Origin of the sequence: Enterobacter sp. CPE_E1241, assembly GCF_045618265.1 — a bacterium.
Lineage (GTDB): Bacteria > Pseudomonadota > Gammaproteobacteria > Enterobacterales > Enterobacteriaceae > Enterobacter > Enterobacter adelaidei.
The window spans coordinates 934,493-960,078 of sequence record NZ_JBIWYV010000001.1 but is presented as its reverse complement, the minus strand read 5'-3'; the positions used below and the strand labels follow the sequence as shown (position 1 = coordinate 960,078).

Genomic DNA, 25,586 nt, shown 5'->3' with positions numbered 1-25,586 from the left:
AACGTTACAACCGAAAACCCGCACCTGGCAAGTGGCCATCTTTATTTTAGGACTCGCACCCAGTAAACGCCGTTCTCATCGCGCTTCGCACCGTGGATATCCGTCTCAAATCCTGGATAGTGACGCCCTACCGAGCAAAGCATCAACAGAAAATCGAGCACGGCCCGGCTTTCCTCGGTAATCATCTCTCCCGGCATCAGGAGCGGTACACCCGGCGGGTAAGGCAGGATCATGTTGGCCGATACGCGCCCGACCAGATTTTCCAGCTCAACGGTTTCGACCTCCCCTTTCACCTGCCGCTGCCATGCTTTGTGTGGGGTAAGCTTCATTTCTGGCAACACATCAAACGCCTGCAGCATCAGGCGCGGCAGATCGTGCTGCCGAATAAGCCGATGGATCCCCTGAGCGAGATCCTGAATACGCATATTGCGATAGAAGTCAGGATCCTCCGCATAGAGATCCGGCAGCATGTTTTTCACCCGCAAGTTGAGATCATAAGCGCGCTTAAACTCCATCAGGCCGCGCAATAGCCCCATCGCCCGGGTTTTATCAATACCAATACTGAAGAGGAACAGCAGGTTATAAGGACCCGTTTTTTCAACCACCACACCCCGTTCATCAAGAAATTTCGCCACCAGCGCGGCGGGGATCCCTTCGTCGCTCATCTTACCCTGCTCATCCATGCCCGGCGTCAGGATCGTGACTTTTACCGGGTCGAGGAACATATGGTCGCTATCAGCTTCGCGGAAACCATGCCAGTTTTCACCGGGTGAGACGGGCCAGCATGCTGCTTCATCAATCTCTTCCGGTTGCCAGATATCGAAGAACCAGCCGTCAGCTTCATCTTTAAGTCGCTGAACCTCTTTACGAAAATGCAGTGCTCGTTCAACCGAGCGGTTAATCAAACGCTTACCAGGATTACCGCGCAGCATTGCCGCTGCCGTTTCAATGGAGGCAACCAGCGGATAGCTCGGCGAGGTCGTGGTATGCATCATAAAGGCTTCGTTAAACGTCTCTTCGTCGTACTCGCCTTTGACGTGAATTAGCGATGCCTGAGAAAACGCAGCCAGCATCTTATGCGTCGACTGCGTTTCGAAGAACACTTTACCCGGCACGCGTTCACCGCTCATGCCGCTTTTACCCGCGTAAATCGGGTGGAAGTTGGTGTACGGCACCCACGCGGAATCGAAGTGGATCGACGGCACGTCCAGCGTTTTTTTAATCCAGTTAGTGTTGTACAGCAGACCGTCATAGGTCGAGTTGGTGATCACCGCATGGACAGGCCAGCTTGCGCCGGGCACTACCGCGACCTTGCTTTCAATGGCTTCATGCGTAAACTCCCGGCGCGGAATGCCGCCGAGGATACCGAGCGCGTTACGCGTGGGTGACAGCCAGAGCGGTACGACGTCGCTCATCATCAGCAAGTGCGCCAGCGATTTATGACAGTTCCGGTCAATCAGCAAGGTGCTACCAGCGGGGGCGGCGTACATCCCGACAATTTTGTTCGAGGTCGAGGTGCCATTGGTCACCATATAGCTTTGCTCAGCGCCGAACGTGCGGGCAATATACTCTTCAGCTTCCAGATGCGGGCCTGTATGGTCGAGCAGAGATCCCAGCTCAGTGACCGAAATCGACACGTCCGCTTTTAGCGTATTGCCACCAAAGAAATCATAGAACAGACAGCCCACCGGACTTTTTTGATACGCCGTTCCCGCCATATGTCCGGGCGTACAGAAGGTATATTTGCCTTCTTTCACATAGGTAAACAACGCACGGGTAAACGGTGGCGTGATGTTATCGAGATATTCACGTGTGTACTGCTGAATACGGGTCGCAATATCGTCCGCGACGCCAAGCGAATATTCAAAGAACCACAGCGCCATACGCATATCATGGGCGCTGACATCCATAGTTGAGTGGGTATTGATAAACGCGTACAGCGGGAGATATTCGTTCAGCTTGTTGATATCGCTGCACAGCTCGAGGTCGTACTCATCCCAGTCGAAGATTACCCCGCAGATACGCGGGTTGTGCTCAATAAATTTCAGCAGATCGGCGCTATTGTGTGGCCAGATCAGCTGGTACCCGCGCGACTGCAGGGTTTGTTCCAGCTCCTTGATGGGCTCGTCTTTATAAAAGACGCCGTGCGGCCCCATAATGGCAATAATGTTCACGGTTTACCTCCTTGAAAAATATTAGCTAAGCATAGTTAAGGTAAACGGCAGGTATAAAAAAAGCCGCAACATTGTGCGGCTTTTCAGACAATTGTGAAGCTTATGCGTAACCGTAGGTCATCAGACGCTGATAACGACGGTTCAGCAAATCTTCTTTGCTCAGCACGTCGAGGTCTGCCAGGTCTGCCAGCAGCTGTGCTTTCAGGGAAGCCGCCATCACTTCAGGCTTGCGATGCGCGCCACCCAGAGGTTCCGGGATAACGGTATCGATCAGCTTCAGCTCTTTCAGACGTGGGGCAATAATGCCCATCGCCTCTGCGGCCAGCGGCGCTTTGTCGGCGCTTTTCCACAGAATGGACGCACAGCCTTCCGGAGAGATAACGGAATAGGTGCTGTATTGCAGCATATTAACTTTATCGCCAACGCCAATCGCCAGCGCACCACCGGAACCACCTTCACCGATAACGGTACAGATGACCGGCACGCTCAGGCGAGACATCTCACGCAGGTTGCGTGCGATAGCTTCAGACTGGCCACGTTCTTCCGCGCCCACACCCGGGTATGCACCCGGCGTGTCGATAAAGGTGATGATTGGCATGTTGAAACGCTCAGCCATCTCCATCAAACGCAGAGCTTTACGGTAGCCTTCTGGTGCAGGCATTCCAAAGTTACGACGAATTTTCTCTTTGGTTTCACGACCTTTCTGATGACCAATGATCATCACCGGGCGTCCATCCAGACGAGCAATACCACCGACGATAGCTTTATCGTCAGCGTATGCGCGATCGCCGGCCAGTTCGTCAAATTCATCAAACGCCAGGCGGACATAATCCAGGGTGTACGGACGCTGTGGGTGACGCGCCAGCTGGGCAATCTGCCATGCGCCGAGATCGGCAAAGATTTTGCGCGTCAGTTCTACGCTTTTTTCGCGCAGACGATGCACTTCTTCGTCGATGTTAATATCCAGTTTTTCATCCTGACGGCTTACCGCTGTCAGAGAATCGATTTTCGCTTCCAGCTCAGCAATCGGCTGTTCGAAATCAAGGAAATTCAGACTCATAGTATTCCTGTATTAGTCAAACTCCAGTTCCACCTGCTCCGAACCAATGAGGCCACGGAGATCGTTAAGTAAACGATCGCTCGGAGAGACACGCCACGTTGCACCAAAGCGCAACCGCGCACGTGCATCCGCCCTCTGATAGTAGAGATGTACTGGAATTGTCCCCGAGCGGTGGGGTTCCAGAGACTGACGGAGTCGGTTTAAAAGCTGGTCATCAATTTGCCTGTCCGTCAGCGAGATAGCAAGCCCGCGAGCATATTTTTCCCGGGCTTCGTCAATGTCCATCACTTCGCGGGCGGTCATTTTAAGCCCCCCGCTGAAGTCATCAAAGCTGACCTGTCCGCTGACGATAAGTATGCGGTCTTTTTCCAGCAATTGCTGGTATTTATCCAGCGCGTCGGTGAACAACATCACCTCCAGACGCCCGGAACGGTCATCCAGCGTACAGATGCCGATACGATTGCCGCGCTTGGTGACCATTACCCTTGCAGCAATCACGAGCCCCGCAGCCGTGGTGATTTTACCACGTTCTGTCGGATGCATGTCTTTCAGCCTGTAGCCTCCGACATAGCGCTCAATTTCTTTGATGTACTGGTTGATCGGGTGCCCCGTCAGGTACAAACCTAACGTTTCACGCTCACCATCCAGTACCACCTGTTCTGGCCACGGCAGGCAGCTGGCGTATGACTGCTCGATCTGCTCTGGCTCTTCTGCCAGCACACCGAACATATCCGCCTGGCCAATGGCTTCCGCTTTCGCATGTTGATCGGCTGCTTTCAGCGCATCGCCGAGCGAGTTCATCAGCGCGGCGCGGTGCGGCCCGAGCCTGTCGAACGCGCCAGACATGATCAGTTTTTCCAGCACGCGGCGGTTCAGTTTTTTGGTATCCGTACGGGCGCAAAGATCGAACAGCTCACGGAAATAACCACCGTTGTTACGGGCTTCGATGATCGCTTCGATCGGCCCCTCACCTACGCCTTTGATCGCACCGATCCCGTAAACGATTTCCCCGTGCTCGTTGACGTGGAAATGGTAAAGACCTGAGTTGATATCCGGCGGCAGGATCTTCAGACCCATGCGCCAGCACTCATCCACCAGACCAACCACCTTCTCGGTGTTGTCCATATCGGCGGTCATAACCGCCGCCATAAACTCAGCCGGATAGTGCGCTTTCAGCCACAGCGTCTGATACGAAACCAAAGCATAGGCGGCAGAGTGAGATTTGTTAAATCCGTACCCGGCGAATTTCTCCACCAGGTCGAAAATTTTCATCGCCAGTTCGCCGTCAACGCCGTTCTTTTTCGCCCCTTCTTCGAAGGTGCCACGCTGCTTGGCCATCTCTTCCGGCTTTTTCTTACCCATCGCACGACGCAGCATGTCCGCACCGCCAAGGGTATAACCAGAGAGCACCTGGGCAATCTGCATAACCTGTTCCTGGTACAGAATGATGCCGTAGGTCGGTTCCAGTACTGGTTTCAGGCTTTCATGCTGCCACTGAACGTCCGGGTAGGAAATCTCTTCGCGCCCGTGCTTACGGTCGATAAAGTTATCTACCATCCCTGACTGAAGGGGCCCCGGACGGAACAGCGCCACCAGTGCGATCATATCTTCGAAACAGTCAGGTTGCAGACGTTTAATCAGGTCTTTCATGCCGCGGGATTCAAGCTGGAAGACCGCGGTGGTCTCCGAGCGCTGCAGCATGTCGAAACTTTTCTTGTCATCCAGCGGGATAGCGGCAATATCCAGCGGCGGCTCGCCGTTCTTCTCACGACGGGCGTTGATCATCTCCAGCGCCCAGTTGATGATGGTCAGAGTACGCAGACCGAGGAAGTCGAACTTCACCAGCCCGGCGTATTCCACATCGTTCTTGTCAAACTGGGTAACCGGATGCTGACCTGCTTCATCACAGTAAAGCGGCGCAAAATCGGTAATTTTGGTTGGAGCGATAACCACCCCACCCGCATGTTTCCCGGCGTTACGCGTGACCCCTTCCAGCTTACGCGCCATGTCGATCAGCGCTTTGACTTCTTCGTCAGCTTCGTAAATTTCCGGCAGTTGCGGCTCGGCTTCGAACGCTTTCGCCAGCGTCATGCCCGGATCGGGCGGGACCAGTTTCGAGATACGATCAACAAAACCGTACGGATGTCCCAGCACGCGGCCTACGTCGCGGATAACCGCTTTTGCCGCCATCGTACCGAAAGTAATAATCTGCGATACCGCATCACGACCGTACATATCCGCCACGTGTTCGATAACCTGGTCACGTTTCTCCATGCAGAAGTCGACGTCGAAGTCGGGCATGGAGACACGTTCCGGGTTAAGGAAACGTTCGAACAGCAGGTCGAATTCCAGCGGATCGAGGTCGGTAATTTTGAGTGCGTAAGCAACCAGTGAACCCGCACCGGAACCACGTCCCGGACCTACCGGCACGCCGTTGTCCTTCGACCACTGGATAAACTCCATAACGATCAGGAAGTAGCCCGGGAAGCCCATCTGGTTAATCACCTGGAGTTCTATATCCAGGCGTTCGTCATATTCAGGACGACGTTTTTTGCGTTCTTCTTCATCCGGGAACAGGAATTCCAGACGCTCTTCCAGACCCTCTTTGGATTTCACGACCAGGAAATCTTCCGTGGTCATATCTCCCGTCGGGAACTGCGGAAGGAAGTATTCTCCGAGGCGCACGGTAACGTTGCAGCGTTTTGCTATCTCGACGCTGTTTTCCAGCGCTTCCGGAATATCGGAGAAGAGTTCGCACATTTCCTCTTCGCTGCGCATATATTGCTGCGAGGAGTAATTACGCGGACGCTTTGGATCGTCGAGGGTGAAGCCATCGTGGATAGCGACGCGTATTTCGTGCGCGTCAAAATCACCAGACTCCAGGAAACGCACGTCATTCGTTGCCACCACGGGCAAGCCGCGCTCTTCAGCCAACGCGACAGCAGCGTGCAGATAATTCTCTTCGTCAGGGCGGCCAGTACGAATCAACTCCAGATAATAGCGATCCGGAAAGTACTCTTCATAAAACGAGACGCACTGTTCCACCAATGCGCTGTTGCCACGCAGCAGGCATTTACCGACATCACCCATACGGCCGCCAGAGATGAGCAGCAGCCCTTCATTTAGCTCAGCCAGCCAGTCGCGGTCGATCCACGGCCCCAGCGCGCCATAGCCGCGTTGATAGGCTTTTGAGATAAGCAGTGTGAGGTTTTGATATCCCGTGTTGTTCATCGCTAACACGGAGATTTGCGTCATTTCATCGCCGATGAGATCGCTCTGCACATGAAAATCTGCACCGACGATAGGCTTCATCCCCGCGCCATGCGCCGTTCCGTAGAACTTCACCAGGCCACACAGGTTGGTAAAATCGGTGATCGCCAGTGCAGGCATGCCAAGAGAGGCCGCCTTTTTAACCAGCGGTCCGGTCTTCGCGAGCCCATCGATCATGGAGTAGTCACTATGCACCCGCAGGTGTACGAAACGTGGTTCAGCCATCTTCAGATTCCGCGTTACTTAATTGCTTGCGTATTGATTCAGGACACCAGTCCCAGCGCGCGTTTCACCGGGCCAAAGCTGCGCCGGTGATGTTCGGTTGCGCCATGTTCAGCCAGCTTTTCCAGATGGAAAGCTGTTGGATACCCCTTGTGCTGGGCGAAACCATACTGAGGGTAAGTGAGATCCAGCGCGGCCATTTCGGCATCGCGTGTCACTTTGGCAATAATAGAAGCGGCACTGATTTCTGCGACGCGGCTATCGCCTTTGACCACGGCCATCGAAGGCATAGGCAATGACGGACAGCGGTTACCGTCAATCAGGACGTATTCCGGGGGTATTTTCAGACCCGCCACCGCACGCTGCATCGCCAGCATCGTGGCATGCAAAATATTCAGCTCGTCGATTTCATGCGGTTCAGCGCGCCCCAGGCTCCAGGCCAGCGCCTTCTCCTGAATCTCACCAAACAGCGCCAGTCGACGCTTTTCGGACAATTTTTTAGAGTCGTTCAGCCCAATAATCGGGCGGGTCGGATCGAGGATCACCGCAGCGGTAACTACTGCCCCGACTAACGGGCCACGCCCCACTTCATCCACACCTGCCACAAGGTGGGTGTGAGGATAAACAAATTCCATCATTTTGCTAACTCCAGCACCGCATCAGCCGCTTGCTCATCGGCATTACAGCGGATCTGCTGATGCAGTTCACGGAACGTATCATGCATCTGGTGGCTGGTCTTGCCGTCGGCAAGCAGCGGCAGCAGAGCATCGGCAAGCGCCTGCGGCTGGCACTCATCCTGCAAAAGCTCTTTCACCAGCTCGCGCCCGGCAAGCAGGTTTGGCAGGGAGACATAATCCGTTTTCACCAGACGTTTTGCCAGCCAGAAGGTGAACGGCTTCATGCGATAACCGACCACCATCGGGCATTTCGCCAGCATACATTCCAGCGCCGCCGTGCCGGAGGCCAGCAGCGCGGCATCGCTCGCGTACATCGCTTCCCGCCCTTTCCCGTCCAGAAGACGAACGTAAAGATCCGGGGCGACTTCCGCTTTGATGCGCTCAAACTGCTCGCGGCGTTTGGCATTCACCAGCGGAACAACCACTTCAAGGTCGGGATAGGTCTGACGAAGAATTTGCGCTGTTTTGAGGAAATCGGCGCTCAGCATCTCAACTTCTGCGCCACGGCTGCCTGGCAGCAATGCCAGACAGTGCGCATCGTGCGGGATGCCGAGCACGTCGCGCGCCGCGTTTTTATCCGGATCCAATGGCATCGCATCCGCCATGGTATGACCGATAAAACGACACGGAACATTAAATCTGTCGTAAAACGCTTTTTCGAAAGGCAGGAAAGCCAGCACCAGGTTGGTGGACCGTCCGATTTTGAAAACGCGTTTCTGTCGCCACGCCCAGACGGACGGACTGACGTAATGAATGGTTTTTATACCCTGCTTTTTCAAATTCCCTTCGAGGGTAATGTTGAAATCAGGTGCATCGATACCGACAAACACATCGGGTTTCAGTTCGGTAAAGCGGCGAGTAAGATCGGCACGAATATGCAGTAAACGGCGTAGCCGCCCCAGCACCTCAACGATGCCCATCACAGCCAGCTCTTCCATTTCATACCAGGCTTCACAGCCTTCGGCCTGCATCAGCGGGCCAGCAACGCCAACAAATCGTGCATTGGGTACACGCGCCTTAAGCGCACGGATAAGACCTGCACCAAGAATATCGCCGGAGGTTTCTCCGGCGACCAGGGCTATCGTAAGCGGACGACTGTCGACCATTAACGAATCAGACCCCTTGTTGAACGGTCAAAGAATTCCATGAACGCGTTCACCTCCGGGTACTTATTCGCCAGCTCGGCAATTTCCGGCTTCGCCTCTTCCAGCGTTTTGCCGCTACGGTACAGCAGTTTGTACGCGTTGCGGATGGCAGTAATCGCTTCGCGGCTAAAGCCACGACGCTTGAGGCCTTCGATGTTCACGCCAAACGGCGTGGCATGGTTGCCCTGCGCAATCACATACGGTGGGACGTCCTGCGCCACACCGGAGCATCCGCCGACCATCACGTGTGCACCAATAATGCAGAACTGATGGACTGCGGTCATGCCGCCAATAATTGCGAAGTCATCAACCGATACGTGTCCTGCCAGCGTTGCGTTGTTGGCAAGAATACAGCGGTCACCCACGGTACAGTCGTGCGCGATATGCGCATTAACCATAAACAGGTTATCGCTGCCCACCTTCGTCAACCCACCACCCTGTACTGTTCCACGATGAATGGTGACGCTTTCGCGAATACGGTTACGATCGCCAATTTCCAGACGGGTCGACTCACCAGCATATTTAAGATCCTGGTTAACTTCGCCGATGGAGGCGAACTGATAGATCTCGTTATTGCAGCCAATGATCGTGTGACCATTCACGACAACGTGAGATTTCAGTACTGTACCCTCACCAATTTCGACATGGGGTCCAACAATACAAAACGGGCCAATGTGGACGTTAGCGCCAATGATGGCACCGGTTTCCACAATCGCGGTAGGATGAATAAAGGCGGATTTATCAATCACGTATCAGGACTCCCGGCTACGAGCACACATCATCGTCGCTTCGCAAACAACTTTGCCGTCAACCAGCGCTACGCCTTTGAAGCGAGTCAGGCCACGACGCGTTTTTTCAAAAGTGACTTCCATGATCATCTGATCACCAGGCACGACAGGGCGCTTAAAGCGCGCTTCATCAATACCCGCGAAGTAATACAGCTCACCTGGCTCCAGTTTGCCAACGCTTTTAAACGCCAGAATACCGGTAGCCTGAGCCATCGCTTCCAGAATCAACACACCCGGGAAGATAGGCTTACCAGGGAAGTGCCCCTGGAAGAACGGCTCGTTCACGGAAACATTTTTCACTGCGCGCAGAAAACGACCTTCTTCAAAATCCAGCACACGGTCTACCAGCAGAAACGGGTAGCGGTGCGGCAGAAGTTCTAAAATCTCTTCAATATGCAGAGTATGAGTGTCAGTAGTCAAAATACTCTTCCTGTCAAAATGTACTGATAACAATAATAACACGGCCTGCCGGTTTATTAGAAAGCCGACAGGCCGGGAAAAATAGGCGTTAAACGGATGACGTTTAGTCTTGTTGATCGATCTTGCGCTCAAGAGACTTGAGACGCTTGCTCATATCATCAATGTTCATCACCAGAGCTGCTGTTTTACGCCATACCTTGTTGGGTTGCAGCGGGATGCCGGAGGAATAGACGCCAGGTTCAGTGATAGGGCGCATTACCATGCCCATTCCCGTCACTGTGACTTTGTCGCATATTTCCATATGGCCATTAATCACGCTCGCGCCGCCAATCATGCAGTAACGGCCAATTTTCAGGCTGCCAGCCATGATGACGCCCCCCGCTACCGCGGTATTGTCGCCAATCACAACGTTATGCGCAATCTGGCACTGGTTATCAATGATAACACCATTGCCAATGATCGTGTCGTCAAGCGCGCCACGGTCAATAGTGGTACAGGCCCCGATCTCCACACGATCGCCAATGATCACGCGACCAAGCTGTGGGATTTTAACCCAATTACCACGATCGTTAGCGTAACCAAAGCCATCCGATCCAATCACTGTACTGGACTGGACGAGGCAATTTTCGCCAATTTCAACTTCATGGTAAATGGACACATTGGCCCATAAACGGGTCCCGGCGCCGATTTTCGTATTTTTCCCAACGAAGCAACCCGGTCCGATAACGACGTTATCGCCCAACACTACGCCAGACTCGATAACGGCATTCGCACCAACCGCTACGTTACTACCCAACTGAGCCGTCGGGTCAATCGCTGCACTGGCAGCAATGTTCTGGGCCGGCTGCGGCGTGGTATCAAGAATTTGAGCCATGCGTGCATACGTCAGGTAGGGATTTTTCACTACCAGTGCAGCGCTAGTGGCAAACGGAAGATCGTCCTGCGTCAGAACAACAGCTGACGCCTGGCATTGAGCCAGTTGTTCACGGTACTTAGGGCTTACCATGAAGGTAATCGTGCCAGCTTTAGCAGATTGCATGGACGCAACAGCGGTGATGACGATATCGCCATCACCGTGTAATTCTGCATCCAACTGCTGAGCTAAATCAGCCAGTCGAATTGAAGGCATTACTTATTTAACCTGTTTCAGAACATCAGCGGTGATGTCTTTAACATCTTTGCTGTTGAAAGCGACGGCGTTCGCATCAACAACCAGATCGATGCTCTGATCGGCAGCCACTGCTTTAACAGCAGTCTGAATGCGAGTCACCAGCTTGCCACGTTCTTCGTTAGAACGACGCTGACGATCCTGCTCGAAAGCCTGCGCTTTCTGAGAGAACGCCTGGCGCTGAGCCATTACGTCTTTTTCCAGCTTGCTGCGATCGCTTGCTTTCATGGTAGAACCATCACGCTGCAGACGCTGCATTTTGGACTGAAGATCGTTTTCCATACCCTGCAGTTCGCTTGCACGGCCTTTGAATTCGTTTTCCAGAGTCGCAGAAACGCCAGTTTTCTGTGCAACCTGCTGGAACAAATTACCCATGTTGACGATTGCAATTTTGTCTGCTGCCTGAGCAGAAGTTGCCATCGCTAAACCGAGACCTGCAGCTAATAACCACTTTTTCACAATTAACTCCTTACCATCCCATTGGCACCAGAAGGTACCGTTCTTTGCGTGGCAAGGCGATCGTGTTACCGATCGCCAGTTGTCAGCGCTACACTGCCAACGCATTCCTTTGCAGCGGATTATTACCAGGTTTTACCAATGTTAAACTGGAATTGCTCCGACTTATCTCCATCATATTTCTTAAACGGCTGGGCGTAAGAGAAGACCAACGGCCCCAGCGGTGACATCCATTGTAATGCGATACCGGCAGACATGCGAATATTGCTCGGATCGCTGTAGTCAGGAATACCTTCCGCTCGCATCTGGGCAGTATTCTGCCAGTTGGTATCCCACACAGTACCGGCATCCCAGAAGAAGGACGTACGGACTGAGTTCGCATATTTATCACTGATAAACGGCGTTGGTGTAATGAACTCCAGGCTGGCAACGGCCATGGCGTTACCGCCCACAGCATCATTGGAGCTACAAACGTCGGAAGTCGAAGACTTATCACAGTTATCTTTGTCGTTTCCGCCGTAGTAGACCGCTTTCGGACCAATGTTGTTGGACTGGAAGCCACGAACGGTGCTGGAACCACCGGCATAGAAGTTTTCATAGAATGGCAGTTCCTTGCCACCCAGACCATCACCATAGCCCCAACGGGTACGACCCAGAACCACCCACTTGTGGTCGTCATCAATTGGGAAGTAAGACGCGGTATCCAGCGTGACCTTATAGAACTCGTTATCGGAACCCGGTACGGTAACTTTACCGTTCAGGTTGACACGAGAACCTTCCGTCGGGAAGTAACCGCGGTCAAGACGGTTATAGGTCCAGCCGTAGTTAAAGGTGAAGTCATCTGCTGCAAAGCCGTTGTCATGACCGTTTTTACTGGTTGACTGACCGATAGAGTCCAGGTAGCGCCACATCGCTACCTGCGGTTGCATGTTGGACAGGTCGTTATGCACGTAACCTAAGCCCGCACGCAGGGTGTTGTATTCGTTAACCGGGAAACCAAGCGTACCGTCTACACCGTAACTCTTGTTGGTGTAAGAGGACAGGTCCGCGTCGTCAGCTTTAAAGTCGTTATAGAAGATACGACCGCCCAGACTCACACCGTCTACGGTGAAGTATGGGTTAGTGACAGAGAACTCAGAATAGGTCTGGTAGTCGTTTTTAGTACCATTGATACCAACAGAGTAACCCGTACCCAGCCAGTTATCCTGCTGTACCCCGACCTGGAAGCTCACGCCGCTTTCAGTACCGTAACCCACACCGAAGTTGAAGCTGCCGGTGTTACGCTCTTTCACTTTATAGACGACATCAACCTGATCCGGACTGCCTGGTACGCGCTGGGTATCCGTATCTACGGTTTCAAAATAACCCAGACGGTTCAGACGCTCTTTCCCCTGGTCAACGAGATCGCTACCCAACCATGCGCCTTCCATCTGACGCATTTCGCGGCGCAGTACGGAATCTTTAGAGGTGTCGTTACCAACGAAGCGGATCTTACGCACGTAGAAACGGTTACCCGCATCAACATTCACGTGCAGCTTAACGGTTTTATCCGCGTCGTTAATTTCCGGCTGTGTTTGTACGCGAGGATAGGCATAACCATAGCGGCCGAGCAGCTTCTTAATGCTGTCTTCCATTTTGGTCACTTTAGAACCACTGTACAGATCGCCTGGCTGAATTTTGGTCAGCGATTCGATCTCAGCAGAATGCCCCGCCAGGTTGCCACTTACTTCAACACCAGAAAGCTTATACTGATCGCCTTCAGTGATGTTAATCGTAATGTAGATCCCTTTCTTGTCCGGCGTCAGACTGACCTGGGTTGAGTCAATGTTGAAACGGGCATAACCACGATCCAGATAGTAGCTGCGCAGGGTCTCAAGGTCGCCCGCCAGTTTCTGTTTCTGGTATTTACGATCGCCCACCACGTTCCACCATGGCACTTCATCGCGCAGCTGGAAGGTCGAGATCAGTTCGTCGGTGCTAAACGCGTGGTTGCCGACAATGTTGATCTGCTGGATCTTCGCAGAAACACCTTCCTGGAAGACCAACTTCAGGTCAACACGGTTACGTGGCAGAGGTGTTACCACTGCTTTCACGCTGGCACTGTATTTACCCACGCTGTAGTAGAAGTCTTCCAGACCTTTCTCAATGTCTGAAAGGGTTGTGCGGTCCAGAGACTCGCCCACACGAACACCCGATGCTTCAAGGTTTTGCTTGAGCATGTCATCTTTCACCGACTTGTTACCGGAGAAAGTGATACTGGCAATCGTTGGACGTTCTTTTACCTGTACCAGCAGCGTATCACCATCGCGCAGGACGCGGACATCCTCGAAGTTGCCGGTGGCAAACAGAGCACGGATGGTGTTACTGATATCATCATCATTGACCGTATCGCCGGGGCGTACAGGCATACTGAGGAGGGCCGCACCAACGGCGACACGCTGGAGGCCTTCGAAATGAATGTCTTTCACTACGAACCCGTCAGCACCGTATACGGTGGCGCTGCTAAACAGCAGCGACGCTATGAGCAACTTTTTCATCGCCATCGTTATTATGCGTTCTTCCTAACACTCTCTTACAACCGAGAGAAATCATTGAAAAGTGCAAGCCCCATTAACAGCACCAGCAAAATCGAGCCAATGCGATAACTAAAGTCTTGAACTCGCTCGGATACCGGTCCGCCTTTTAGCTTTTCAATCGCTAAAAACAGCAGATGACCCCCGTCTAAAACGGGAAGCGGGAACAGGTTGATTATCCCAAGGTTCACGCTAATCAGCGCGAGGAACATGAGATAGTAAATCACCCCGAATTCCGCTGACATCCCAGCCCCCTGAGCAATCGAAATTGGCCCACTGAGGTTGTTCAGTTTCACATCACCGGTTATCAATTTCCCCAACATGTTGACCGTCAGCTTCATCAGTTGCCATGTTTTATCCGTGGCTTCAAGGATGGCGCTGAACGGCCCATACTGGCGTATTGTCTTGTACTCATCTGGCAGCGGGATCACTTTTGGCACAACGCCTGCAAACCCTTCTGCTTTTTTGCCGACCGACTTCGTATCCGGGATCAGCGTCAGCGAAAGCGGACTACCTTTCCTCTCAACTTCCAGTGCGAGGGACGTTCCCGGATTATCGCGCACCAGAGTAACAAAGGTCATCCACTCTGTTAATGGTTGACCATCGACTTTAACGATCCTGTCGCCCGCTTGCAAACCTGCTTTGCTCGCCGCCGAATTTGCCTGTACTTCGGCTAACACCGGCTCAATCTGAGCGCCACGTGGACGAATGCCCAGTGCAGCGACGGGATCTTCTTTGTCTGGCTCGAAACGCCAGTGACGTAAATCGAGCACTTTGTCCTGACGCGTGTCAGAACCAAACGGCGATACGCTGATGGTTGTCTGCTGATCACCAATTTTGGCTACCAGTTGCAGTCGCACGGCATCCCAATCAGGGGTTTCGATGCCATCAATCGCTTTAAGTTCCATCCCTGACGTAATTTGCGCACTCGCCGCGATGGAATTGGGGGCAATTTCACCTACCACAGGGCGCACGCCGGGGACGCCAATGATAAACACCAGCCAGTATGCGAAAATAGCAAAGATGAAGTTGGCTACCGGTCCGGCAGCGATGATGGCGGCGCGTTGTCCAACCGTTTTGTTGTTGAATGCGCTGTGTCGTAATTCAGGTGCGACAGGCTCAACGCGCTCGTCGAGCATTTTAACGTAGCCGCCCAGCGGGATAAGGGCGATGACAAATTCCGTACCGTGACGGTCGGTGCGCGTCCAGAGTGATTTACCGAAACCGATGGAAAATCGCTCTACCCGCACACCACAACGGCGAGCAACCCAGAAATGGCCAAATTCATGCACGGTAATCAGTACACCCAGTGCAACAATGAACGCCGCCAGATTCCAGAGAATGCTCAGCATAAAACCTTCCGTTAAATCGTCCCAAATACCAGTAAAAGCAAGCAAGCAAATACCGGAACAGCCGCTGTCAGGCTATCAATGCGATCCAGTATACCGCCATGCCCTGGAATCAGGTGTCCGCTGTCCTTAATCCCTGCTTCACGCTTAAACATACTCTCGGTTAAATCACCGAGCACTGAGGCAAGCGCAGCAAAAATCGAGCACACCAGCAGTATTGACGGTGCCACTTCCAGATTCGCCCAGACGCCGTATCCCCAGGAGATAATCGCTGCCGTAAACAAGCCACCGATGAAGCCTTGCCAGGTTTTACCTGGGGAAACCTTCGGCGCCAGTTTATGTTTGCCAAACAGTTTACCAAACATATAGGCCCCGGAGTCAGCCCCCCAGACGAGAATCATCACATAAAGCAGCCAGATCGCGCCGCTGTAGTGGTTTTCGTCATAGTGCCAGGCACGTAGTGCGACCATACCCCAGAAAAATGGAACAATCGTGAGCAAACCAAAAATAAGCCGCAGCACTTTTGAATTACGCCAGATTGCCGCAGAGCCGGGGTAGAAAAGCACCAGCAGCAGAGCCGCAACCCACCAGGCCAGCGATACCCACAGGGAACCAGCAACCAGCGGTTGATGAATATCATGATGATATTCAGGCAACGTAAACAGCATTATGGCCAGGATAAAGCCACAGAGTACCGCAAGCCATACTCGCTGACTGCGTGAGGTAAAGCCGCTAAACTGTCCCCATTCCCACGCGGCGAGCATACATACCACCAGCGTAACAATAGCGAATCCCACTGGGGGCAGTAAAAACAGCGCCGCAATGACAATGGGTATTAATACAAAAGCGGAAATCAGGCGATACTTCAGCAAAAGCTACCCCCATCAGGCTTTGTCGCCACCAGGCTCGGTGCCGCCGAAACGACGCTCTCGATTGGCAAAGGCATGCAGCGCACCTTCAAAGTCTTGTTCATCAAAATCGGGCCAAAGAACATCCGTAAAGTAAAGTTCGGCATAGGCAATTTGCCATATCAAAAAGTTACTTATGCGATGTTCCCCCCCTGTCCTAATTACCAAATCCACAGGTGCCTGTTCATTCATGCAGATTTGCTTGTTCAGCGCCTCTTCATCAATTTGGTCGGGTCTCAACAGCCCTTCCTGAACCTGTTCGGCCAGATGCCGAACGCCCTGGATAATATCCCAGCGTCCGCCGTAATTCGCCGCAATATTGAGCGTCAGACCCGTATTATTCTCAGTCAGCGCTTCTGCTTTACGAATCCGTTCCTGCAAACGTGAGTTAAAACGACTGGTATCGCCAATGATACGCAGGCGGACGTTGTGGCGGTGCAGGCTTTTTACTTCGCTGTCGAGCGCCCACACAAATAATTCCATCAACGCGGTCACTTCCTGCGGAGGTCGATTCCAGTTTTCACTGCTAAAAGCATAGAGCGTTAACGCATCAATGCCGTTATTGGCGGCAAAAGAAACGGCGCGGCGAACAGATTTCGCCCCAGCTTTATGCCCAAAGGCTCGTATCTTCCCTTGTCTTTTCGCCCAGCGGCCGTTGCCATCCATAATGATTGCTACATGACGACAGCCATGAGCTGGCAAGTTTTCGCTTATTGGTTGATTCGCAGACAACATAACGCGTTTTTTGTCCCTGAAAAGGATTTAACGGTACTCAGGAATACTGAAGCCTATACATAAAAAAGCCGTGTCAAACCACGGCTTACCTGACCACATTAAGTCAAATACCTGCGATCAGGTGGCGCAGACTATATCACTGAAGCCCAACGCTAACAAATAGCACGACGACTAGTGCTTGCTTTATCACCAGCTTGCGGGACGTGTCACTTGTTTACGCGCAATATCACGAGCCGCTGTATCTACCGCCAGCACCTCTTCCACACTTTGTGGTTCACGCAAATCCATCATTTCCAGTACCGATAAATTCAACGCTGCAATATCGGTAAAACGGATCTGCTGATTCAAAAATGCTTCAACGGTAATTTCATTAGCTGCATTCAGTGCCGTCGTCGCCGCCTGCCCCTGGTCAAAGGCATGCATCGCAAGCTTCAGACACGGATAGCGATCGTAATCTGGTTCGCTAAATGTCAGAGAACTTAACTTGCAGAAATCAAGCGGCTTCACGCCAGATTTCACTCGATTTGGCCACGCCATGGAATGGGCAATTGGCGTACGCATATCCGGCTCGCCCAACTGTGCCAGCACACTGCCATCCTGATAGCGCACCATCGAGTGAATCACCGATTGCGGGTGGATCAGTACTTCCATCTGTTTCGCTGACGCATTAAACAGCCAGCGCGCTTCAATGTATTCCAGACCTTTATTCATCATGGTGGCAGAATCAACGGAGATTTTACGCCCCATTGACCAGTTCGGATGACGGCACGCCTGATCCGGCGTCATTGCGCTCAGTTCAGACAGTGGCGTTTCGCGGAACGGGCCACCAGACCCGGTAAGCAGAATAGACACCACACCATTCTGCTCAAGGTCAGCGTACCCCAGGTTCTGTTGAAAAGGTTGCGGTAAACTCTGAAAAATCGCGTTGTGCTCGCTATCGACCGGTAAAAGACGCGCCCCGCGCTGCTTCACCGCATCCATAAACAGGCGTCCACAGGTAACCAGAGACTCTTTATTGGCTAGCAGAACATCCTTACCGGCATCAATTGCGGCAAGTGTTGGCAACAGCCCAGCCGCCCCGACGATGGCCGCCATCACCTGATCCACCTCATCCAGCGCAGCCATCTCACAAGCTGCCTGTTGTCCACTCAGAACCTCGGTTCGACAGCCCTTTTCACGCAGTTGCACTTTCAGCAGACGCGCACTCTCTTCGTCATCCATCACCGCATAGCGGGGCGAAAACTCCAGGCACTGCTCGACCATTCGCTGCACATTCTTACCGGCCACCAGCGCTGTCACGCTATAAAGTTCAGGATTATGGCGAACGACGTCGAGAGTACTGCAACCGATAGAGCCGGTTGAGCCGAGGAGTGTTAAATGCTTCATGAGATGCCCGAAAAAAGTTAGACCAGATAAAAGCAAAACGCCGCCAGCAAGACCCGAAGTCCCTCTGAACGGCGTTTATCAGTGTACGACAGAAATCAGAACTGCATCAGTTCCGCTTCTTTATCTGCCAGCGCCGCATCAATTTTCTTGATGGCAGCATCAGTCATTTTCTGAACATCGTCCTGTGAACGACGATCGTCATCTTCACTGATCTCTTTTTCTTTCAGCAGCGCTTTGACTTTATCGTTCGCGTCGCGACGTACGTTACGAACGGAAACGCGACCCTGCTCAGCTTCGCCACGAACGACTTTGATCAGGTCTTTACGACGCTCTTCCGTCAGCGGAGGAAGTGGAACGCGGATATCAGCGCCCGCAGAGCTTGGGTTCAGACCGAGGTCAGACGCCATGATCGCTTTCTCAACGGCCGGGCCCATAGAACGATCGAATACGTTGATTTTCAGCGTACGGGTATCTTCAACCGTCACGCTTGCCAGCTGACGCAGAGGGGTTGGCGTACCGTAGTATTCTACGATGATGCCATCCAGCAGGCTTGGGGAAGCACGGCCAGTACGGATTTTGCTGATTTGGGTTTTGAACGCTTCTACGCATTTTTCCATGCGTACTTCAGCATCTTTTCTGATGTCGTTAATCACGTTACGAATCCTTGAAAACTTGTCTCAGGCAGACTATCCGCCAGCACAGCGCTACAGGTGTGCTAAGTATAGTCGCGTTTAATTCATGACAACGCCAAAGGCGCGCCCGGGTAAGATACCACTACAAAATAAAGCGGAATCTTACCTGTATTTAGCGTCAACGGAAATTATTCCGTGATCAAAGTGCCTTCTTTTTCACCCATGACCACGCGACGCAGTGCGCCTGGCTTGTTCATGTTGAAGACACGGATCGGCAGTTTGTGGTCGCGAGCCAGCGTGAAGGCGGCAAGATCCATCACTTTCAGCTCTTTATCCAGCACTTCGCTGTAGCTCAGCTGATCGTACATGGTGGCAGAAGGATCTTTTGCCGGGTCGGCAGTAAACACGCCGTCTACTTTGGTCGCTTTCAGTACCACATCGGCTTCGATCTCGATACCGCGCAGGCAGGCAGCGGAATCGGTTGTAAAGAACGGGTTACCCGTACCGGCGGAGAGGATCACCACGCGGTTGTTGCGCAGCAGGCTAATCGCTTCTGCCCAGCTGTAATTATCGCATACGCCATTCAGTGGAATCGCAGACATCAGGCGGGCATTCACATAGGCGCGATGCAGTGCATCACGCATTGCCAGGCCATTCATGACGGTTGCCAGCATACCCATGTGGTCGCCCACAACGCGGTTCATCCCCGCTTTCGCCAGACCAGCACCACGGAAAAGGTTGCCACCGCCAATGACCACGCCAACCTGGATACCCAGTTCGACCAGTTCTTTGATTTCCTGTGCCATGCGATCAAGGATGCTTGCGTCAATACCGAAGCCTTCCGATCCCTGCAGCGCTTCGCCACTCAGCTTAAGCAGAATGCGTTTGTACACGGGTTTTGCATTGGTAGCCATGTTTCTTTCCTGAGACTGTCAACGATTAAGATGGGGGTTAATTCTGGCGACATGATATGCCGCAAATCAGCACAGCGATACTGGAGCCTGTCTGATTTCCTGTGACGGGTGACAAAAAGAAGCCGCCCTCAGGCGGCTCCTTTTCAATCATTAAGACTGCTTGGACATTGCAGCAACTTCTGCTGCGAAGTCAGTCTCAACTTTCTCGATGCCTTCGCCCACTTCGAAGCGGATGAAGCCAGTTACGTCAGCGTTGTGCTCTTTCAGCAGCTGAGCAACAGACTTGCTTGGATCCATTACGAATGGCTGGCCAGTCAGAGAAACTTCGCCGGTGAATTTCTTCATGCGGCCTTCAACCATTTTCTCTGCGATTTCTTTTGGTTTACCAGACTGCATCGCGATGTCCAGCTGAACCTGGTACTCTTTCTCTACCACTTCAGCAGACACGTCTTCTGGCTTAACGAATTCTGGTTTGCTTGCAGCGATGTGCATAGCCAGCTGTTTAACCAGCTCTTCGTCAGCACCTTTAGCAGCAACCAGAACGCCGATACGCGCACCGTGCTGGTAAGAGCCCAGAACGTCACCTTCCAGAGAAGCAACACGACGGATGTTGATGTTCTCACCGATTTTAGCAACCAGCGCAACACGTTCTTCTTCGAACTGTGCTTTCAGAACTTCAACGTCAGTGATTTTGCCAGCAACTGCAGCGTCCAGAACTTTGTTAGCAAATGCCTGGAAACCACCATCTTTAGCAACGAAGTCAGTCTGGCAGTTAACTTCCAGAATGATGCCGTAGGTGCCGTCGATTTTAGTGATGATCACGCCGTCAGCAGCAACGTTGCCTGCTTTTTTAGCTGCTTTGATCGCACCGGATTTACGCATGTTTTCGATTGCCAGCTCGATGTCGCCGTTCGCTTCAGTCAGCGCTTTTTTGCAATCCATCATGCCTGCGCCAGTACGCTCGCGCAGCTCTTTTACCAGGGATGCGGTAATTTCAGCCATTCTTAAATCCTCGGGAGATGTGAACTGCCCGGCCTGCGGCCAAACAGTGTAAATTGAAAAAAGGGGCCGATAATGGGCCCCTATTCATACACGGTACTAATAAGGGGTGAAACCTTATTATTCAGCTTCTACGAAGCTTTCTTCCGCCTGAGAAGCCAGATCCTGGGAACGGCCTTCACGAACGGTAGCAGCTACAGCGCTCAGGTACAGGCTAACAGCACGGATTGCGTCGTCGTTACCCGGGATAACGAAGTCAACACCGTCCGGATCGGAGTTGGTATCAACGATAGCGAATACCGGGATACCCAGGTTGTTAGCTTCTTTGATTGCGATGTGCTCGTGGTCTGCATCGATTACGAACAGCGCGTCTGGCAGGCCGCCCATATCTTTGATACCGCCCAGGCTGTTTTCCAGCTTGTCCAGCTCACGAGTGCGCATCAGCGCTTCTTTCTTAGTCAGCTTGTCGAAAGTACCGTCCTGAGACTGGGTTTCCAGATCTTTCAGGCGTTTGATTGACTGACGAACAGTTTTCCAGTTAGTCAGCATGCCGCCCAACCAGCGATGGTTCACGAAGAACTGGTCGCAGCTGTTAGCAGCATCTTTCACAGCTTCGCTTGCAGCGCGCTTAGTACCAACGAACAGAATCTTACCTTTACGGGAAGAGATCTTGTTCAGCTCAGCCAGGGCTTCGTTGAACATTGGTACAGTTTTCTCAAGGTTGATGATGTGAACTTTGTTACGTGCGCCGAAGATGAAAGGCTTCATTTTCGGGTTCCAGTAACGGGTCTGGTGACCAAAGTGAACACCAGCCTTGAGCATGTCGCGCATGGAAACAGTTGCCATGTTTAAAACCTCTATATTGAAAGTTGGGGTTATGCCTCCACGTATCCCATATTACCGACCCCGAAGGGCACCCCGGAATATGTGCCGATACGTGTGTGTTGTTACACAAAGTGAGATTTGTCGCTTCCGTCCAGCTTGTGTATCTGAGATGGATCGGAAGTCCGGCGCGCTTTATACCACAAAACACGACCAGAAACCAACAGTTGTTGGCGGAGTGTGCTGTTAATGATTCTCAATTTGGCACGAGGTGTGCCTGACTGATACCATTGGCGACACTTAGACTAGTATTGTCGAAAAAATCGACACCGATGGACAGATTACATGGCTATCTCTATTAAGACACCTGAAGAAATTGAAAAGATGCGCGTCGCCGGTCGTCTGGCCGCGGAAGTGCTGGAAATGATCGAGCCGTTCGTGAAGCCGGGCGTCAGCACCGGTGAACTGGACCGCATCTGTAACGACTATATTGTGAACGAGCAGCACGCGGTATCTGCGTGCCTCGGCTACCACGGTTTCCCGAAATCCGTCTGCATTTCTATTAATGAAGTGGTTTGCCACGGTATTCCGGACAACGAAAAACTGCTCAAAGATGGCGACATCGTCAACATCGACGTGACGGTCATTAAAGATGACTACCACGGTGACACCTCTAAGATGTTCATCGTTGGCAAGCCAACCATTCTGGGCGAGCGTCTGTGTAAAGTGACGCAAGAGAGCCTCTACCTGGCGCTGAAAATGGTTAAACCGGGTATTCGCCTGCGTACCATTGGTGCCGCGATTCAGAAGTTCGTGGAAGCGGAAGGGTTCTCCGTCGTTCGCGAATACTGCGGTCACGGCATTGGCCGTGTGTTCCACGAAGAACCGCAGGTTCTGCACTATGATGCAGATGATGGCGGCGTAGTGCTGCAAAAAGGCATGACCTTCACCATCGAGCCGATGGTCAACGCCGGTGACTACCGCATCCGCACCATGAAAGATGGCTGGACGGTGAAAACCAAAGACAGAAGCTTGTCTGCGCAGTACGAGCATACTATTGTGGTAACAGACAACGGCTGCGAAATTATGACGTTGCGCAAGGATGACACTATCCCGGCGATACTGACGCACGATGAATGATAAAAAAGCCGGCAAATGCCGGCTTTTTTAATGGCTATAGCTTTTTCTTATGGGTGGCGCACGATGAGTAATCTTTTACCCGAACAGTATGCTAACACAGCACTTCCCACCCTCCCCGATCAGCCCGATAACCCGGGCGTATGGCCGTCGCACGAGCTGACCTGCGCGCATATTAAAGCCCATATGGATGTTTTCCATCGCTGGCTGGGTAGTGCGTTCGACGCAGGCGTATCCGCCGAGCAGCTCATTGAAGCGCGCACCGAATTTATCGACCAGCTGCTGCAGCGCCTGTGGATCGATTACGGTTTTGGGCAAATCAGCGACGTTGCACTGGTTGCCGTTGGGGGCTATGGCCGCGGTGAGCTGCATCCGCTTTCCGACATTGATTTACTGATCTTAAGTCGCAAAAAACTGCCGGATGAACAGGCGCAAAAAATTGGTGAACTGCTGACCCTGCTCTGGGATGTGAAGCTGGAAGTCGGCCACAGCGTACGCACTCTTGAAGAGTGTCTGCTGGAAGGGTTATCTGACCTGACCGTCGCCACCAACCTGATTGAAACCCGCCTGCTGATAGGCGATGTGGCGCTGTTCCTGGAGCTACAAAAACATATTTTCAGTGACGGTTTCTGGCCGTCTGAAAAGTTCTTCGCCGCGAAGGTTGAGGAACAAAACCAGCGCCACCAGCGCTACCACGGCACCAGCTATAATCTGGAGCCTGATATCAAAAGCAGCCCCGGCGGTCTGCGCGACATCCACACCCTGCAGTGGGTGGCCCGTCGCCACTTCGGCGCGACCTCGCTGGATGAGATGGTGGGCTTTGGCTTTTTAACCGAAGCCGAGCGTAACGAATTAAATGAGTGTCTGCACCTGCTGTGGCGCATTCGCTTTGCCCTGCATCTGGAGCTTAATCGCTACGATAACCGCTTGCTGTTTGACCGTCAGCTCAGCGTAGCTCAGCGTCTGAATTACCAGGGCGAAGGCAACGAGCCGGTTGAACACATGATGAAGGATTTCTTCCGCGTCACCCGCCGCGTTACCGAACTGAACCAGATGCTGTTGCAGCTATTCGATGAGGCAATCCTGGCCCTGACGGCGGATGAAAAGCCCCGCCCTATCGACGACGAGTTCCAGCTGCGCGGCACGCTTATCGATCTGCGCGACGAAACGTTATTTATCCGCGAACCGGAAGCGATCCTGCGCATGTTTTACACCATGGTGCGTAACAGCGCGATCACCGGGATCTACTCCACCACTCTGCGCCATCTGCGCCATGCGCGCCGCCATTTGACGCAGCCGCTGTGCTATATCCCGGAAGCGCGTTCGCTGTTCCTGAGCATGCTCCGCCACCCGGGGGCCGTCAGCCGCGGCTTGCTGCCGATGCACCGCCACAGCGTGCTGTGGGCCTATATGCCGCAGTGGTCACACATTGTCGGGCAGATGCAGTTCGATCTGTTCCACGCCTACACGGTAGATGAACACACGATCCGCGTGATGCTCAAGCTGGAGAGCTTTGCCAGCGAAGAGACGCGATCTCGCCATCCGCTGTGCGTGGAATTGTGGCCGCGCCTCACTCATCCGGAATTGATCCTGATTGCTGCCCTGTTCCACGATATTGCCAAAGGTCGCGGCGGTGACCATTCGGTGCTTGGTGCCCAGGACGTGCTCAAATTTGCTGAACTGCACGGTCTGAACTCACGTGAAACACAGCTGGTCGCCTGGCTGGTACGCCATCATCTGCTGATGTCGGTCACCGCGCAGCGTCGAGATATTCAGGATCCTGAAGTGATCAAGCAGTTCGCGGAAGAGGTGCAAACGGAAAACCGTCTGCGTTATCTGGTCTGCCTGACGGTGGCGGATATTTGTGCCACCAACGAGACGTTGTGGAACAGCTGGAAGCAAAGCCTGCTTCGCGAGCTGTACTTTGCCACCGAAAAACAGCTGCGCCGCGGGATGCAAAATACCCCGGACATGCGCGAGCGTGTGCGCCACCACCAGTTGCAGGCACTGGCTCTGCTGCGGATGGATAACATTGATGAAGAAGCACTGCATCAGATCTGGGCGCGCTGTCGTGCTAACTATTTTGTTCGCCACAGCCCAAATCAGCTTGCCTGGCATGCGCGGCATCTGCTGCAACATGATTTGTCGCAGCCGATGATCCTCCTCAGCCCGCAAGCCACGCGCGGTGGCACGGAGATTTTCATCTGGAGCCCGGACCGACCTTATCTGTTTGCCGCCGTCTGCGCCGAACTGGACAGGCGTAATCTGAGCGTTCACGACGCGCAGATTTTTACCACCCGCGACGGCATGGCGATGGATACCTTCATTGTGCTGGAACCGGACGGCAGCCCGCTGTCGTCGGACAGGCACGAAGGAATACGCTTCGGTCTGGAACAGGCCATCACCCAGCGCAGCTGGCAACCTCCTCAGCCGCGTCGTCAGCCTGCAAAATTACGCCACTTTACCGTCGATACCGAGGTCAATTTCCTGCCGACCCACACCGACCGTAAATCGTTCCTGGAGCTGATCGCGCTCGACCAGCCAGGGCTGCTCGCCCGTGTCGGCCAGGTTTTTGCCGATCTGGGAATTTCGCTTCACGGGGCCAGAATTACAACCATTGGCGAGCGAGTAGAAGATTTATTTATAATCGCCACTGCAGACCGGCGTGCCCTTAATAATGACCTGCAACTTGAAGTGCAACAACGGTTGACAGCAGCCCTCAATCCAAACGATAAAGGGTGACGTGTTTTT

20 protein-coding genes are annotated in these 25,586 nt (G+C 53.0%); 2 read left to right on the top strand and 18 right to left on the bottom strand.

Annotation, left to right across the window (positions count from 1 at the left end):
• Nucleotides 1-41: 41 nt before the first annotated feature.
• The 18 genes from ACJ9Y9_RS04580 to rpsB all read right to left on the bottom strand — a co-directional run bounded on the left by ACJ9Y9_RS04580 (nucleotide 42) and on the right by rpsB (nucleotide 21,722).
• Nucleotides 42-2,174, bottom strand: coding sequence for a lysine decarboxylase LdcC (locus tag ACJ9Y9_RS04580; protein WP_028018289.1), 2,133 nt, complete (start codon nucleotides 2,172-2,174; stop codon nucleotides 42-44).
• A 100-nt stretch (nucleotides 2,175-2,274) separates the two neighbouring features.
• A complete protein-coding gene (gene accA, locus ACJ9Y9_RS04575; RefSeq protein WP_006810033.1) occupies nucleotides 2,275-3,234 on the bottom strand; it encodes an acetyl-CoA carboxylase carboxyl transferase subunit alpha in 960 nt (319 codons plus the stop codon).
• Nucleotides 3,235-3,246: 12 nt separating this feature from the next.
• A complete protein-coding gene (gene dnaE, locus ACJ9Y9_RS04570; protein ID WP_028018290.1) occupies nucleotides 3,247-6,729 on the bottom strand; it encodes a DNA polymerase III subunit alpha in 3,483 nt (1,160 codons plus the stop codon).
• Nucleotides 6,730-6,767: 38 nt separating this feature from the next.
• Nucleotides 6,768-7,364: a ribonuclease HII gene (rnhB, locus tag ACJ9Y9_RS04565; protein WP_028018291.1), complete on the bottom strand. Its 597-nt coding sequence runs from the start codon at nucleotides 7,362-7,364 to the stop codon at nucleotides 6,768-6,770.
• Nucleotides 7,361-8,509: a lipid-A-disaccharide synthase gene (lpxB, locus tag ACJ9Y9_RS04560; protein WP_028018292.1), complete on the bottom strand. Its 1,149-nt coding sequence runs from the start codon at nucleotides 8,507-8,509 to the stop codon at nucleotides 7,361-7,363. Before lpxB ends, rnhB begins: the two co-directional genes overlap by 4 nt.
• Nucleotides 8,509-9,297 carry an acyl-ACP--UDP-N-acetylglucosamine O-acyltransferase gene (lpxA, locus tag ACJ9Y9_RS04555; RefSeq protein ID WP_028018293.1) on the bottom strand — a complete coding sequence of 263 codons (789 nt, stop codon included), beginning with the start codon at nucleotides 9,295-9,297 and terminating at the stop codon, nucleotides 8,509-8,511. The genes lpxB and lpxA overlap by 1 nt, the downstream gene beginning before the upstream one ends.
• A gap of 3 nt (nucleotides 9,298-9,300) precedes the next feature.
• A complete protein-coding gene (gene fabZ, locus ACJ9Y9_RS04550) occupies nucleotides 9,301-9,756 on the bottom strand; it encodes a 3-hydroxyacyl-ACP dehydratase FabZ (protein ID WP_010426706.1) in 456 nt (151 codons plus the stop codon).
• A 103-nt stretch (nucleotides 9,757-9,859) separates the two neighbouring features.
• Complete coding sequence (gene lpxD, locus ACJ9Y9_RS04545) at nucleotides 9,860-10,885, bottom strand: UDP-3-O-(3-hydroxymyristoyl)glucosamine N-acyltransferase (protein ID WP_028018294.1); 1,026 nt, start codon at nucleotides 10,883-10,885, stop codon at nucleotides 9,860-9,862.
• 3 nt (nucleotides 10,886-10,888) lie between these two features.
• Nucleotides 10,889-11,383, bottom strand: a complete 495-nt coding sequence (gene skp, locus ACJ9Y9_RS04540) for a molecular chaperone Skp (RefSeq protein ID WP_008501902.1) — start codon at nucleotides 11,381-11,383, stop codon at nucleotides 10,889-10,891.
• A 122-nt stretch (nucleotides 11,384-11,505) separates the two neighbouring features.
• Complete coding sequence (gene bamA, locus ACJ9Y9_RS04535; protein WP_028018295.1) at nucleotides 11,506-13,923, bottom strand: outer membrane protein assembly factor BamA; 2,418 nt, start codon at nucleotides 13,921-13,923, stop codon at nucleotides 11,506-11,508.
• Nucleotides 13,924-13,952: 29 nt separating this feature from the next.
• A complete protein-coding gene (gene rseP, locus ACJ9Y9_RS04530) occupies nucleotides 13,953-15,305 on the bottom strand; it encodes a sigma E protease regulator RseP (RefSeq protein ID WP_028018296.1) in 1,353 nt (450 codons plus the stop codon).
• 11 nt (nucleotides 15,306-15,316) lie between these two features.
• Nucleotides 15,317-16,174: a phosphatidate cytidylyltransferase gene (gene cdsA / locus ACJ9Y9_RS04525; protein ID WP_028018297.1), complete on the bottom strand. Its 858-nt coding sequence runs from the start codon at nucleotides 16,172-16,174 to the stop codon at nucleotides 15,317-15,319.
• A 12-nt stretch (nucleotides 16,175-16,186) separates the two neighbouring features.
• Entirely contained in the window at nucleotides 16,187-16,945 is a 759-nt protein-coding gene (gene ispU / locus ACJ9Y9_RS04520) for a (2E,6E)-farnesyl-diphosphate-specific ditrans,polycis-undecaprenyl-diphosphate synthase (RefSeq protein WP_028018298.1), read from the bottom strand.
• Between the two features lie 186 nt (nucleotides 16,946-17,131).
• Complete coding sequence (ispC, locus tag ACJ9Y9_RS04515) at nucleotides 17,132-18,331, bottom strand: 1-deoxy-D-xylulose-5-phosphate reductoisomerase (RefSeq protein WP_028018299.1); 1,200 nt, start codon at nucleotides 18,329-18,331, stop codon at nucleotides 17,132-17,134.
• 95 nt (nucleotides 18,332-18,426) lie between these two features.
• Nucleotides 18,427-18,984 carry a ribosome recycling factor gene (gene frr / locus ACJ9Y9_RS04510; protein ID WP_028018300.1) on the bottom strand — a complete coding sequence of 186 codons (558 nt, stop codon included), beginning with the start codon at nucleotides 18,982-18,984 and terminating at the stop codon, nucleotides 18,427-18,429.
• Nucleotides 18,985-19,151: 167 nt separating this feature from the next.
• On the bottom strand, nucleotides 19,152-19,877 hold the full coding sequence (gene pyrH, locus ACJ9Y9_RS04505) for a UMP kinase (protein ID WP_008501910.1): 726 nt from the start codon (nucleotides 19,875-19,877) through the stop codon (nucleotides 19,152-19,154).
• Nucleotides 19,878-20,027: 150 nt separating this feature from the next.
• Nucleotides 20,028-20,879 (bottom strand): translation elongation factor Ts, encoded by an 852-nt coding sequence (tsf, locus tag ACJ9Y9_RS04500; protein WP_014830708.1) that lies wholly within the window; start codon nucleotides 20,877-20,879, stop codon nucleotides 20,028-20,030.
• Nucleotides 20,880-20,996: 117 nt separating this feature from the next.
• Entirely contained in the window at nucleotides 20,997-21,722 is a 726-nt protein-coding gene (gene rpsB, locus ACJ9Y9_RS04495) for a 30S ribosomal protein S2 (RefSeq protein ID WP_003856207.1), read from the bottom strand.
• Between the two features lie 321 nt (nucleotides 21,723-22,043).
• Here rpsB and map point away from each other — a divergent pair, with 321 nt between their 5' ends.
• Together map and glnD are read left to right on the top strand one after the other, a co-directional pair.
• Complete coding sequence (gene map / locus ACJ9Y9_RS04490) at nucleotides 22,044-22,838, top strand: type I methionyl aminopeptidase (RefSeq protein WP_028018301.1); 795 nt, start codon at nucleotides 22,044-22,046, stop codon at nucleotides 22,836-22,838.
• A 63-nt stretch (nucleotides 22,839-22,901) separates the two neighbouring features.
• Nucleotides 22,902-25,577, top strand: coding sequence for a bifunctional uridylyltransferase/uridylyl-removing protein GlnD (gene glnD / locus ACJ9Y9_RS04485; RefSeq protein ID WP_032666892.1), 2,676 nt, complete (start codon nucleotides 22,902-22,904; stop codon nucleotides 25,575-25,577).
• Nucleotides 25,578-25,586: the final 9 nt, after the last annotated feature.

Coding starts and splice junctions, on each gene's coding strand:
- accA (WP_006810033.1), bottom strand. CDS start 3,234: ATGAGTCTGAATTTCCTTGATTTCGAACAGCCGATTGCTGAGCTGGAA.
- dnaE (WP_028018290.1), bottom strand. CDS start 6,729: ATGGCTGAACCACGTTTCGTACACCTGCGGGTGCATAGTGACTACTCC.
- rnhB (WP_028018291.1), bottom strand. CDS start 7,364: ATGATGGAATTTGTTTATCCTCACACCCACCTTGTGGCAGGTGTGGAT.
- lpxB (WP_028018292.1), bottom strand. CDS start 8,509: ATGGTCGACAGTCGTCCGCTTACGATAGCCCTGGTCGCCGGAGAAACC.
- lpxD (WP_028018294.1), bottom strand. CDS start 10,885: ATGCCTTCAATTCGACTGGCTGATTTAGCTCAGCAGTTGGATGCAGAA.
- bamA (WP_028018295.1), bottom strand. CDS start 13,923: ATGGCGATGAAAAAGTTGCTCATAGCGTCGCTGCTGTTTAGCAGCGCC.
- rseP (WP_028018296.1), bottom strand. CDS start 15,305: ATGCTGAGCATTCTCTGGAATCTGGCGGCGTTCATTGTTGCACTGGGT.
- ispU (WP_028018298.1), bottom strand. CDS start 16,945: ATGTTGTCTGCGAATCAACCAATAAGCGAAAACTTGCCAGCTCATGGC.
- ispC (WP_028018299.1), bottom strand. CDS start 18,331: ATGAAGCATTTAACACTCCTCGGCTCAACCGGCTCTATCGGTTGCAGT.
- pyrH (WP_008501910.1), bottom strand. CDS start 19,877: ATGGCTACCAATGCAAAACCCGTGTACAAACGCATTCTGCTTAAGCTG.
- tsf (WP_014830708.1), bottom strand. CDS start 20,879: ATGGCTGAAATTACCGCATCCCTGGTAAAAGAGCTGCGCGAGCGTACT.
- rpsB (WP_003856207.1), bottom strand. CDS start 21,722: ATGGCAACTGTTTCCATGCGCGACATGCTCAAGGCTGGTGTTCACTTT.
- map (WP_028018301.1), top strand. CDS start 22,044: ATGGCTATCTCTATTAAGACACCTGAAGAAATTGAAAAGATGCGCGTC.
- glnD (WP_032666892.1), top strand. CDS start 22,902: ATGAGTAATCTTTTACCCGAACAGTATGCTAACACAGCACTTCCCACC.